This window comes from Streptomyces sp. NPDC045470, from assembly GCF_040646595.1.
Classification (GTDB): Bacteria; Actinomycetota; Actinomycetes; order Streptomycetales; family Streptomycetaceae; genus Streptomyces.
On sequence record NZ_JBEZAN010000022.1, the window covers coordinates 65,592 to 77,582 of the forward strand.

Sequence of the window (11,991 nt, forward strand, 5' to 3'; positions counted from 1 at the left end):
GTCAGGTGAGACGGAGCCCGCGGCGGGTCCCTGGGAAGGGGCCGCTGCGGGCTCCGTCGTGTGCGGCAGGGGGCATGGCGGTGCCGCGGCCAGTGGTGGTCGCGCCCTTCACGGCAGCGGGTGCCAGGGCGGGCGCGGGTGCGGGCGCGGGCGCGTTCGTCGGCTCCGGTGCGGCCAGAGTGATGGCGAGCAGAACCTGGCTGTGGGCCGGCCCGGGCCCGTACCAGGCGTCCTGATACGTGTGCTCGGCTGCCCGCCGTAGGCACGCGGCGGCGGTACGGGGGTCCGCGCGACGGAGCGCGAGGAGGCCGCGGGCGTGTGCGACGCGGGCCAGCGTGTCCGGGTCGGCGTGCCGGGCGGCCGCCCGGCCGGCCCGGTCGAGCAGCGACTCGGCGGTGCGGTGGGCGTGGTCCTGCGCGGCGAGCCAGCCCGCCAGCCACAGGGCCCGGGCCCGTACGGCGGTGTCGTCCCGGGAGTGCCGCAGCAGCCGGGCCAGGTGGGCGCGCCCCTCTCCCCGACGGCCGCAGTCGGCCCACCGGAACCACAGGGAGACGGCGGTGTCCAGCGCGGTGAGGGCGTCCGCCGCGTCCTGCGGGGGCAGGGTCAGCGCCGCGCGCAGATGGTGCCGCTCGGTCTCCGCCAGGTGGACGGCCACCCGGCGGTCGGAGCCCTGCCAGGCGATCTGCGCCTCGGCGGCGAGCGCCGCGCAGGCCGTCCGGAAGGCGCGCAGCGTCGCGGCCTCCTCGCCCGCCGTCCGGAGATGCGCGAGGCCCACGGCGCGGGCGGCGGCGGGCAGGCGGTAGCGGGGCGGACGCGGTGGCCGGGCCGGGGTGGGGGTGTCGGTGGGTTCGAGGCCGGGGGGACGGGGGCTCGGGGCGGCGTCCGGTGCCTGCCGTACCAGGGCCAGTACGGAAGCCCTGAGCAGGCGGCCGAGCGCCGCCTCGACCTCGTGCGCAGAAACGTCACTGCGACCGGCCACGCACCCCGCCAGCCACCCGTCGAAGTCCCCGGGGAGGACGGACAGCCGCGCCCACACCAGCCGGTCCGCGGGGGAGCAGGCACCGAGCGCGGCAGCCGGGGCGCGGATTGCCACGTCGTAGGGAGCGGACAGCGCACCGCCAGCCGATGCGCGGGGCATCTCGTACGCAGCAGTTGGCGCGGACAGCGTCGTCCTGCCGCCCCACCGCACAGGAAGCGGCCGCGCATGAAGCGGCCGCACCGCGAGGACACGTTCCGCGCCGAGCCCCAGCGGCTGCCGCGCGGTGGCCACGATCCGCAGCCCGGCCGGTACGGCGGCCCCGGCTCCGGCCCACGGCCGGAGAACCGCCCCCGCTCCCGTCCCCGCCCGCAGCAACTGCCGCACCAGCCACGCACACGCGCCGGCCATCGGGTCGCAGTCGTCCAGCAGGACGGTCAGGCCCCGCCGGGCGCAGTGGGCGGCCAGCGTCTGCGGCGGAGTGTCGTACGGCAGGCCCGCCGCCCGGTTGAGGGCCGCGGCGACGCCCGAAGCGTCCACGTCCTCCCGGCAGCCGACCCGCACGAAGCCGCCGCCAAGGAGGCCGCCGGCGCGGCCGTCGCCCCGCGTGGCCTCTTCCAGGACGGCGCGGGCGAGTGTGCTCTTGCCCACGTTCGCGGGGCCGGTCACGGTCACCAGCGGCGTACGGGCGAGCAGCCCGCGCAGTGCGCTGCGCTCCGCCGCGCGCCCCGAGATCCCGGGCGGCGGCGGGTCCTCGGCCCCTGCGCTCATCGGTCACCCCGTCCGTGGCACCGTCTCGTGCCGCCCCGTCGCCAGTCGGAAAAACACGATGCCCAGAGCCGGTGCGCGAATCAACCACAACCCGGCATACCGATCGAGGGAACCTGAACCCGCCTGTTCGACATCCATACCCCTGGAGACGCACGACGGAGTGCGCGACCGTGCCGCCGTCGTACGGCGGGCGGCCGGACCGGCACCCCTGGGGGAGCCGCGGACGGCCGGCCGGCTGATCTTATTCTGGTGTCTTTCGCCTGAAGCGGTGGAGGTGGAAACCGCTGCCCCCGCCCGACACGAGTCTGCAAGGAGTTCGTCCCGATGAAGCGCCTGCGTACCAGTACCGCGGCCGTCGCCGCGGTGAGCCTGTTGGCGATGGGGCTCGCGGCCGGCTGCGGCAGCAAGGACCGGGACGAGGTCGACGCCTCCCACGTGCCGCAACTGCGGCAGCAGGCGCGCGAGGCGAGCAGCGGGACCGCCAAGGTCGTCCAGCCCACCGGGCCGCGTTCGCACTTCGTGACGCAGCGCACCACGGGTGACGACGGGACGAAGATAGTCAAGACCCGGTGGCACGGGGAGAAATCCGGATTCACCGGCGACATATGGTCCTGGGTGCCGCCGCAGTACGACCAGCCCCAGTACGCCAAGAGCGGCTTCCCGGTCCTGATAGCGCTGCCCGGTTCGTACGGATACCCGAACAACTACTGGATCGGCGGTGACTTCAAGCTGGAGGAGAAGATCGCCGAATGGTCGCAGTCCGGCAAGACGCTGCCGTTCATCCTGGTGATGCCGGTCCTGAACCCGAAGAAGAAGTACCACGACGGCAGTGACATACCCGGGCAGCCGAAGATGGGCACCTGGCTGACCGAGGACGTCCCGGCCTTCGCCCGCGCCAACTACCGCACGTACGACAGCCGTGACGGATGGGCGTTCATGGGTTCCTCCTCGGGCGGCTTCGCGGGCCTGAAGGCCGTGCTGAAGCACCCGAAGAAGTTCAAGGCGGTCATCGCGAACGGCCCCGACACCGTGCCGGACTCGCCGATGTGGAACGGTCACCCCGCCGAGAAGCGCGCCAACGACCCGCGCTGGCTGGCCGAGCAGCTCAAGGCCCGGGGCGGCCCGGACGTCTACCTCGCCTTCGAACTGGGCTCGAAGGAGGAGGCAGTGCCGTACGTGGAGAAGTTCATCCGGGAGCACACCGGCGGCCCCATCCACCACACACTGTTCGAGATCCCCGACGGCAGGCACAGCGGGCACACGTACATCCAGCGGATGCCGGAGTCGCTGCACTGGATCAGCGAGCAGATGCTCGGGCCTGTCCCGATGGAGACGCGGCCGAAGTCCTGAACCGCGCGGAGGGCCAGACGGGCGCAGGACGTGGGTGTCTGTAGCCCAGGTCGCCGAGTCGGCGGCCCGTGCCGTCTCAGCTCGGTGAGCGGGGGCGGGCGGTGGTGTGCAGCCAGGGCCGTGCCAGTCGGCGAAGGGATAGCGACCCTGGACGGTTTCCAGTCCGGGCCTGTTGTCTGTGGTGGGCCGCAGCGGGGCGGTCCGGATGCTCGGGCATGGCTCGCCTCCTGACGTCGGGAGGGCGGAGCCAGCCGAGGCCCGGGAACGGCCGCTTCCTGCGAAACCACCACCGGGACTCGGATGTCCCGCCCCACGATCCGCAGTCCCGCCCGCGCTGCCCGCGGCCCCGTCGCCTACTGTGCCCCCGGGCGCGAGTCCGAACGGCAACGGTACGGTCCGGTGACGAGGAGTACGGGTATGGAGCAGCGAGCACTGATCGCGGGCGTGGGCGGCAAGGCGCCGTCGGTCGATCCGGCGGCCTTCACGGCGCCGACCTCCGTCGTGGTCGGTGATGTCACGCTCGGGCCCGGTGCCGGGGTCTGGTATCACGCGGTGCTGCGCGCCGACTGCGGCCCGATCGTGCTGGGCGCGGACAGCAACATCCAGGACAACTGCACCGTGCACGTCGACCCGGGCTACCCCGTGACGGTCGGTGAGCGGGTCTCGGTCGGGCACAACGCCGTGCTGCACGGCTGCACGGTCGAGGACGACGTACTGATCGGTATGGGCGCCACCGTCCTCAACGGCGCGCACATCGGCGCCGGGTCGCTGGTCGCGGCGCAGGCGCTGGTGCCGCAGGGGATGCGGGTGCCGCCGGGGTCGCTGGTCGCCGGGGTGCCCGCCAAGGTCAGGCGTGAGCTGACGGAGGAGGAGCGGGACAACATCCGGCTCAACGCCACGATGTACGTCGAGCTGGCGAAGAGCCACGGGGTGGTGGCGGAGGGCCGGTAGCGGCCCCTCGCGTCCGGTGGCCGGGTGCGGGGCCGCCGCCGATCATCGGGGGCATGGATCCGTCCTCCGCACCGTCCGTCCTGCGGCCCATGCTGGCCACCCCCGGACCGTTGCCCGCTCCCGGGGAGGAGCGGGAGTGGGCGTTCGAGGCGAAGTGGGACGGGGCGCGGTGTCTGGCCGACGCGCCGGGTGACGGGACGTTGCGGCTGGTCACCCGGGCGGGCAACGACGCGACGGCGACCTACCCCGAGCTGGCGCCGCTCGGTGAACGCCTGCGGGACCGGCCCGCGGTCCTCGACGGCGAGGTGGTCGTCATGAACGCCGACGGGCGGCCGGACTTCGGGCTGCTCCAGCGCCGGATGGGCGTCACGAACCGGCGCCGCGCGGCCGCGCTGGCCGGGGAGCACCCGGTCCACCTCGTCCTGTTCGACGTCCTGCGCCTCGACGGGCGGCCGCTGCTGGAGCTCCCGTACGTGGACCGCCGCGCCGTCCTGTCCGGGCTCGGGCTCGACGGCGGGCCGCACTGGTCGGTCCCCTCGTACGTGACGGGCCACGCACAGGCGACCTGGGAGGCGACGCTGGACGCCGGCTTCGAGGGGGTCGTCGCCAAACGGCTGACGTCCCGCTACGCGCCCGGCGTCCGGTCGTCCGAGTGGCGCAAGACGAAGCACCTGGTGACCCTTGACGTGGTCATCGGCGGCTGGACGGAGGGCCGCGGCGGCCTCGCCGGGCTGCCCGGCGCCGTACTGGCGGGGGTGGACGAGCCGGGCGGGCTGCGGTACGTCGGTTCCGTGGGCTCGGGGCTCTCCGGCCGCGAACGCCGGGAACTGGCCGGGTACCTGGAGGTCGTACGGCGGGACACCTCACCCTTCAGGAACGCGGTCGACGTGCCGGGCGCCCACTGGGCGGAACCACGGCTCGTCGCCGAGGTCACCTTTTCCGGCTGGACCTCGGCCGACCGGCTCCGGCAGCCGACCTGGCACCGGCTGCGCCCCGATCTCACCCGGCTGGACTGACGGGGCCGGAGAGGGGCTGGTCGGGGCCGGTCAGCGGTGCACTCGGCACGGCACGGGAAGCACCGCCGCGCAAGTCGTCGAACGGGCTTCCGGTCGGGCCGGGAGCGGGGCGGCGACCGGGCGCACCGCGCCGGCCTGCTGCTTTCCCGCTCGGCGGACTCCGGGCGCGGCGGGCGGAAAAGGTGCAGCGCACGGGACCGGTGGAGTGGTCGGTCCTGCCCGGTGGTTTGCCGTGTCGCCGTGGGGTGACCCGACAGACGACGTGAAGCTCCAGCCAGCGTGTACGACCGGCAAGGAAGGGAGCGGCCATGCCCTTGCTCGCCGCCCTCTGGCCTCTGGCGATGCTCGGACTCGTGATTGCCCTGGGCCGGTACGAAGACGCCCTGCTCCGCCCCCGTCGGCCGCACCGGCCGCCCCCGGCCGAGCCGTCGGACGCGGCCGCCCGCGGTCGGCAGTACCGCAGGCCGGGCCCGTACGGCCGGGCCGCCTCCATCGACCGTTACCGGCACTCCTCGCCGCTGACCAGGCTGCCCGCCCACCCGCTGGTCCTCCGGACCGGCGCGCCCCAGCGGCTTCCCCGGAGCCACGGGCACCGGCCGTCCTCCTGACTGACCTCTCTCGACGAGCGGGTTGTCCGGGAGGGTCCCGGCGGGTGGCGGGGAGCGGCGCCGGCGGCTGTGGTCTCAACCGGCCCGGCGCCTGCCTTCCGGCGGCCGCTTGCGGAAGGCTGGGGGACGGGTAACTCACCGCACCAGTCGGTAAACACCCCTTTTGAGTGATGGTTCGCGTGACGGTGGGGACGAGGGGGCCCGTACTGCCCCGCAGGGATGAGGGCGGGCACGTCGCGCGGGGGCTACGCCGCGGCGAGAGCGTCCGCCAGTGAGCTGTGCAGCGGGATGGTGCGGTGCACCCCGGTCAGCCGGAACGCCTTGCGGACCATGGGGCGGTCCGCGGCCACGCTCAGCGTCACACCGCGCTCCCGCGCGGTCCGCTGGCAGCGCAGCAGGGTCTGTAGTCCGGCCACGGTGATGATGGGGGCGCGCAGATCGATGACGACCCCGTTGGCCTGGGGTTCGCGCAGCAGGCCCTGGAGGCCGGCGTCGACCTGGCCGGTGTTGGCTATGTCGATGATCTCGGGAACCTCGATCACGAGGCGGTCGGCGATGCGGTAGTTCGACAAGTACATGATGACTCCGGCACGGGGCGCGGAACGCCCGGTGTGGTTCGGCATGGATGGTTCGGCATGGATGGTTCGGAGCGGTCCAGGAGCGGTTGGAGTGCGGTCACGGGAGCGGTTGGAGCGGTTCCGGAAGCGGGGGAGGGCGGATCCGGAAGTGGCAAGGCCGGTGCCGGTCCCCGAGCGGAGCCCGGCTTCGCGGGCGGGGCGCTCACGGCCGTGGCACCGGCCCGTACGTACGGATGCGGTCAGTCGGCCGGCGCCCGGCCGAGCGGCAGACGGCGCGGCACGCGCGGCGAGGTCCCGCTGCCGGTCGACGGCCCGGTCAACAGGCCGGTCGACCGGCTGGGCAGCGGTCCGGACCCGGCGCCCTCCTGCCGCGGCACCGGGCTCGGCCACCAGTCCTGACCGCCCTGCTCCAGATGGCGCAGCAGTACGCCCTCGCGCAGTGCCCACGGGCAGATGACGACCCGGTCGATCCCCATGCTCTTCATCGCCTGGTGGGCGACGACGGCCCCGGCCGGCGCCTGGCGGCAGCGGGCGGCGGAGATGCCCGGCAGCTCCGCCCGCTCGGCCGCGGTCCGCTGGGAGAGCCGCCGCACCGCCTCCCTCAGGTCGGTACGGGCCAGCCCGCGCGTGACGAACGGGCCGTCGCGGCCGGGCGCGGCCCCGCACAACCGGGCCAGTTGCTGGAACATCCGGGACGTGGCCACCACGGTGTGCGGCTCCTCCCAGCGCACCCGGGCCGCCACGTCCTTGAGCGTGGCACGTACGTACCGGCGCAGCTCCCGCAGCCCCTCGCGGCCGGGTCTGCCCTTGCCCGGCAGGAACTCGCGGGTCAGCCGTCCCGCCCCCAGGGGCAGGGAGAACGCGAAGTCCGGGAGGGCGCCGCGGCCGAAAGCGACCTCCAGCGAACCCCCGCCGATGTCCAGCAGCGCCATCGGACCGGCCTGCAGCCCGACCCAGCGCCGCGCCGCCCGGAACGTCAACTCCGCCTCCACCTCACCCGGGAGCACCGCCAGCCGCATCCCGCTCGCGGCACGCACCGTCTCCAGCACCTCGTCGCGGTTCGCGGCGTCCCGGACCACCGCCGTGGCGTAGGCGAACAGCCGGTCGCAGCGCCACCGGCCCGCGTGCTCCCGGGCCTGTGCCACCGCCTCCGCCAGCCGCTGTGCCGCCTTCGGGGGCACCGTTCCGTCCACGGTCACCTGCTCGGCCAGACGGACCGGGCTCTTCAGGGAGTGCGCGGGCAACGGCACGCCGCCGACGACCTCGCTGATGAGCAGATGTACGGAGTTCGACCCGGCGTCGAGGACGGCTAAGCGCATGTCTGTGCGGGTACCCCTTCCGGCCTGTTTTAGCGCCCTGGTACCAGCCAGGCCGGGGCGTTCGCTGCCGGAGGGACGTGCCATGGGCCGGAGGCGGACGTTCCGGACTCCGGGGGGCGGATGTTGCGCGGTGCGGGGGCCGCACTCCGGCGCGGGGTGCGGCCCCCGCGCCCCGGTGCACGCCCGCACTCCTGCCAGGAGCTTGTACGGCCGGTTCCGGGATACCCGGGGGCACATCCGGGGCGGCCCTTTCGCCCCAAGAGCGACAGGCCGCCGGAGCGGCCTGTCGAAGGGAGTGCCTGCCATGTCAGCGTCCGACCGGGAAGAATCGCTGATCACCGCCTTGCTGGAACTGGCCGACCCGGCCACGGGGCAGGACGCGGCCGGGTCCGTGGAGCGGCTCGCCGAGTACTGCGTACGGCTCCCGGGGGTGCAGGCGGGCGGTGTGCTGGTGGCGTGCGACCGGCAGCCCGCGCTGACGGTGGGTTTCGGTGACGCGGGCGTGCGACTGGAACGCGTCGAGGCCGCGCTCGACGAGGGGCCTTGCCGGGACGCCTGGCGTACGGGGCGGAGGCTCACCGACGTACCGCTGAGCCACCCGGACTACCGGGCCCGCTGGCCGCGCTTCACCACCCAGGCGCTGGACGAGGGATTCAGCGCGGCCACCGCCCTGCCGGTGCGCTACCGGAGCCGGCGGCTGGGTTCCCTCAACTTCTTCCACCAGCACCGGGCGCTGGCGCGCAGGGAGGTCACGACGGGGCAGGCGCTGGCCGACGCGGTGGCCATCGGGCTGGCGTACCGCGGGGACCTGCGCGACCTCAGGGTCCGGGCCGGGCAGCTCCAGACCGCCCTGGACAGCAGGGTGATCATCGAACAGGCCAAGGGCGCGCTCGCCGAGCGCCAGGGCCGTACCCCCGAGGACGCGTTCCAGGTGATGCGCAGCTACGCCCGCTCCCACCAGCGCAAGCTGACCGAGGTTGCCCGGCAGGTCATCGGCGGACCGGCCGAATCCGGCCCGTTCGCCCGGCCCTCGCCCCGCTGACCGGCGCGTTCGCGCCGGGACCGGCCGCCGGGGCGCTGGTTGCCGGGGGGCCGGCCGTTCTTCCCGCGTTCCCTCGTTCGCTCTCGGCTTCGGGCTGTTTCGCGAAAGGGCCAACGGGCACTCCGTACCGCATGGCACGGGAGGGCTGAGACGTGCGGGGCGGGAACGGAAAGACATCGGTGAGTCCTGGAGGCAGAGAAGCAATGGATCACGGTACGAACAAGGCCGGCCCGGCCCGGGACGACATGATGAAGAAAGAACTCCAGGGCGAATTGAAGGCCGACCGCGCACTGCGCGCCGAAGAGGACCACGAACTGGAGCCCTCGGGAGAGGACCAGCCCGGGGTGAGCCGGACGGCCGGTGGCACGGCGCCGGGCAGCGTTCCGGACGGTATGACGCCGGAGGCCGTGGAAATCCGTACCGAAATGGCCCAGCACCTGCGCCGGAGTCTGTATCCGGCCGACCGCGACACCATCATCAGCACGCTGCGGGAGAACAACGCCCCGGACCGTCTGGTCGCACTGGCGCAGCGCCTTCCGGAGAACGAGCGGTACGAGAACGCACAGCGCATCGTGGAATCACTGGGGCTCAGCAGGTAGCGGCGCACCGCGACCGCAGGAGAACCCGAACGACCGTCACCGACGGTCACCGACGTCGCCGGAGAACGCCTGGCACGGCGGGCCGTGAGAAAGGGCCTGCCGCGGGCAGGAGACCGGCACCGCGCTGGAAAGAGAGCTGTCATGTCCGATGAAGCGATGGGCGACGAGGTGTATCAGCCGTCCGCGTCCGACAACCAGGGAACGTCCGACGAACTCGACATGGAAGACGCTCTCGACGAGCCGGACTACGACGACATGCTGGACCAGGGCTACTCGCCCCCCGAAAAGCCGCTGGCCGTGAATCAGAGCGGTACCACCGCCAACGAGCAGCGCGAGGGCGAGAGCCTCGACGAACGGCTCGCCAAGGAGGTACCGGACGTCGAACCGCCGGACGGCGACGGCATCGGCGACCAGCCGGACGCCGAGGGCGAACCGGTGGACCGCCAGGTCGGCGACGAGCGCGCCGGCCGGATGACCGGCACCGACGAGGGCGACGCGCTGCGGCTGCGCAACGACGAGATCGGCCGTGATGTGGGAATCGACGGTGGCGCGGCGTCGGCTGAGGAGGCCGCGGTGCACATCGTCGACGATCCCGACCTCTCGCGTTGACAGTACCGACCTCGCGGGCCGAGGGCTTGCCCACGGCCCGCAGCGGAGGCGGCCGCGCTTGACGCGCCGCAGGTCAGGATGCCTTCGCGTGGCTCCGGCCGTCGCCGCTGCCGGAGAGGGCTTCGACAAGATCGGCACGTGTCATCGAGGACCGGCCCTGGAGGTCGGCCTCGGTGGCGCGTTCGTACAGTTCGGCCTTGCTGAGCTGTGACAGGTCGGCGGTGGATTTCCGGCCGCTGTTCCCGCCCTGCCGGGAACGGTGTCCGCCGGTACGGCGCTTCGCCGGCTCCTTTCTCCCCTTTCCCTTCCGCTGTTGCGCCGCCGAGCCCCTGGCCGTGTCCACACTGGCCTGCAAAGCGCTCATCAGATCCACGACATTCGTGGACGCCGGCGCCTCCTGGGCCTTCTCCACCGTTTCGCCCTTGCGCTTGGCCTCGATGAGCCGGCGCACCTGTTCCTGGTAGGTGTCGTGGTATTCCTCGGGACGCCATGCGGTACTCAGGGCCTCGACGAGCTGCACCGCGGTCTTCAGTTCCCGGTCCGGGATCTTCGTCCGGCCGGGCAGGTCAGCGATCTCGTCGCGTGGGTCACGGATCTCGTCCGCCCAGTGCAGGGTGTGCAGGACCAGGATGTCGCCCTCCGCCTGCACCGCCACCAGATAGGCGCGGTTGCGCATGACGAAGGTGGCGATGCCGGCCTTGTGGGACTCCTTCAGGGCCTGGTGCAGCAAGGCATAGACCTTGCCGTAGTCCTTGCCGCGTGGACCGAGGTAGTAGGTGGTGTCGAAATACACCGGGTCCACCTCGTCGAGGTCGACGAAACCGCTGATCTCGACCGCCTTGGACCGGCCGGGCGCGATGTCGTCCAATTCCTCGGGCTCGACCAGCACGTACGCGTCACCCGCGTCGACCCCTTTGACGATGTCCTCGGCGGGCACCTCTTTGCCGGTGCGTTCATTGACCCGCTTGTTGCGGATCCGGTCGGACGTTCCGCGCTGGATCTGGTGGAAATGCACGGTGTGGCTCTCCGTCGCCGCGTACATCCGCACCGGCAGATTGACCAGACCGAAGGACAGGGACCCGCTCCAAATGGCTCGTGCCATGGCCTGCACCACCTCCGAAAACCATCGCACGCCGGATACCGGCCCGCCGCATCCCGGCGGCGGCACACGGATCGAACCGGAGCGGTACACGGGCCGGAAAGGACGGAAAGTCGGCACGTGTTCGCGACGGCAGGGCGGGTACCGGCGTAGACACATCAGCACGTGGAGGTATCGACCATGACCGGGAACGACCAGCGGAATCCGGTGGACGAGCACCCGAAGCCGGAATTCCCCCAGCAGGACCAGCCGCATCCCGGCGCGACGGACGACATGACGCCGCGGCCCGACCACGGTGAGACGTCGTACGAGGGTGCCGGGCGGCTGCGGGACCGCCGCACGCTGATCACCGGCGGTGACTCGGGCATCGGACGCGCGGTCGCGCTCGCCTTCGCCCGTGAAGGGGCGGACGTCGCCTTCACATATCTGGAGGAAGAGGAGAAGGACGCGAAGGAAACCGTCCGGCTGGTCGAGGAAGCGGGGCAGCGGGCGCTGGCGGTGTCGTGCGACATCCGTACGGAGGAGCAGTGCCGCGCGCTGGTGGACCAGGTGGTGCGGGAATTCGGCCGTATCGACGTCCTGGTCAACAACGCGGCTTACCAGATGGCGCAGCCCGAGGGAATCGAGGGCATTTCCACGGAGCAGTTCGACCGGGTGCTGCGCACCAATGTCTACGGCATGTTCTGGCTCTCCAAGATGTCGCTGCCGCACATTCCCGAGGGCGGCAGCATCATCAACACGACGTCCGTACAGGCGTACCAGCCGAGCCCGCAGTTGCTCGACTACGCGACCACCAAGGGCGCCATCGTCACCTTCACCCACGCGCTGGCCGGCGACCTCGCCGAGCGCGGCATCCGCGTCAACGCGGTGGCCCCGGGGCCGGTGTGGACCCCGCTCATCCCCGCGACGCTGCCGGACACCACCGGATTCGGCAAGCAGAGCCCGCTGGGGCGGGCGGCACAGCCCGTGGAGATGGCCCCCGCCTATGTCTTCCTCGCGTCCCAGCAGGCCAGTTACATCACTTCGGAGATCGTCAACGCGACCGGCGGCACCCCGCTGCCGTGATCGCGGTC

General features: G+C 72.6%; 12 protein-coding genes. 8 read left to right on the forward strand and 4 right to left on the reverse strand.

Features of this window, described 5'->3' with window-relative positions:
- Window position 1: 1 nt before the first annotated feature.
- Complete coding sequence (locus tag AB0A97_RS36030; RefSeq protein WP_361158418.1) at window positions 2–1,747, reverse strand: ATP-binding protein; 1,746 nt, start codon at window positions 1,745–1,747, stop codon at window positions 2–4.
- 324 nt (window positions 1,748–2,071) lie between these two features.
- Between AB0A97_RS36030 and AB0A97_RS36035 the strand changes: the two genes are divergently transcribed.
- The 4 genes from AB0A97_RS36035 (at window position 2,072) to AB0A97_RS36050 (ending at window position 5,672) form a co-directional block, all read left to right on the forward strand.
- Window positions 2,072–3,097, forward strand: a complete 1,026-nt coding sequence (locus AB0A97_RS36035) for an alpha/beta hydrolase-fold protein (protein ID WP_361158422.1) — start codon at window positions 2,072–2,074, stop codon at window positions 3,095–3,097.
- Window positions 3,098–3,514: 417 nt separating this feature from the next.
- Window positions 3,515–4,048 (forward strand): gamma carbonic anhydrase family protein, encoded by a 534-nt coding sequence (locus tag AB0A97_RS36040; RefSeq protein ID WP_361158426.1) that lies wholly within the window; start codon window positions 3,515–3,517, stop codon window positions 4,046–4,048.
- Between the two features lie 53 nt (window positions 4,049–4,101).
- Entirely contained in the window at window positions 4,102–5,064 is a 963-nt protein-coding gene (gene ligD / locus AB0A97_RS36045; RefSeq protein ID WP_361158429.1) for a non-homologous end-joining DNA ligase, read from the forward strand.
- A 308-nt stretch (window positions 5,065–5,372) separates the two neighbouring features.
- Window positions 5,373–5,672 carry a hypothetical protein gene (locus AB0A97_RS36050; protein WP_361158433.1) on the forward strand — a complete coding sequence of 100 codons (300 nt, stop codon included), beginning with the start codon at window positions 5,373–5,375 and terminating at the stop codon, window positions 5,670–5,672.
- 245 nt (window positions 5,673–5,917) lie between these two features.
- On the opposite strand, the gene AB0A97_RS36055 is transcribed toward AB0A97_RS36050, so the two are convergent.
- Together AB0A97_RS36055 and AB0A97_RS36060 are read right to left on the reverse strand one after the other, a co-directional pair.
- Complete coding sequence (locus AB0A97_RS36055; RefSeq protein ID WP_361158436.1) at window positions 5,918–6,250, reverse strand: STAS domain-containing protein; 333 nt, start codon at window positions 6,248–6,250, stop codon at window positions 5,918–5,920.
- 239 nt (window positions 6,251–6,489) lie between these two features.
- The gene (locus AB0A97_RS36060) at window positions 6,490–7,569 is read right to left on the reverse strand and encodes a Ppx/GppA family phosphatase (protein ID WP_361158439.1); all 1,080 of its coding nucleotides are present in this window, start codon (window positions 7,567–7,569) and stop codon (window positions 6,490–6,492) included.
- Window positions 7,570–7,873: 304 nt separating this feature from the next.
- Between AB0A97_RS36060 and AB0A97_RS36065 the strand changes: the two genes are divergently transcribed.
- The 3 genes from AB0A97_RS36065 to AB0A97_RS36075 all read left to right on the forward strand — a co-directional run bounded on the left by AB0A97_RS36065 (window position 7,874) and on the right by AB0A97_RS36075 (window position 9,819).
- Window positions 7,874–8,611 carry a GAF and ANTAR domain-containing protein gene (locus AB0A97_RS36065; RefSeq protein WP_361158442.1) on the forward strand — a complete coding sequence of 246 codons (738 nt, stop codon included), beginning with the start codon at window positions 7,874–7,876 and terminating at the stop codon, window positions 8,609–8,611.
- A gap of 203 nt (window positions 8,612–8,814) precedes the next feature.
- Window positions 8,815–9,210: a DUF2795 domain-containing protein gene (locus AB0A97_RS36070; protein WP_361158445.1), complete on the forward strand. Its 396-nt coding sequence runs from the start codon at window positions 8,815–8,817 to the stop codon at window positions 9,208–9,210.
- 141 nt (window positions 9,211–9,351) lie between these two features.
- Complete coding sequence (locus AB0A97_RS36075) at window positions 9,352–9,819, forward strand: DUF5709 domain-containing protein (protein WP_361158448.1); 468 nt, start codon at window positions 9,352–9,354, stop codon at window positions 9,817–9,819.
- A 73-nt stretch (window positions 9,820–9,892) separates the two neighbouring features.
- Here the strand turns inward: AB0A97_RS36075 and AB0A97_RS36080 are convergent, their stop codons facing one another.
- Window positions 9,893–10,921: a Ku protein gene (locus AB0A97_RS36080; RefSeq protein WP_361158451.1), complete on the reverse strand. Its 1,029-nt coding sequence runs from the start codon at window positions 10,919–10,921 to the stop codon at window positions 9,893–9,895.
- A 177-nt stretch (window positions 10,922–11,098) separates the two neighbouring features.
- Here AB0A97_RS36080 and AB0A97_RS36085 point away from each other — a divergent pair, with 177 nt between their 5' ends.
- Window positions 11,099–11,983 (forward strand): SDR family oxidoreductase, encoded by an 885-nt coding sequence (locus tag AB0A97_RS36085; protein ID WP_361158454.1) that lies wholly within the window; start codon window positions 11,099–11,101, stop codon window positions 11,981–11,983.
- Window positions 11,984–11,991: the final 8 nt, after the last annotated feature.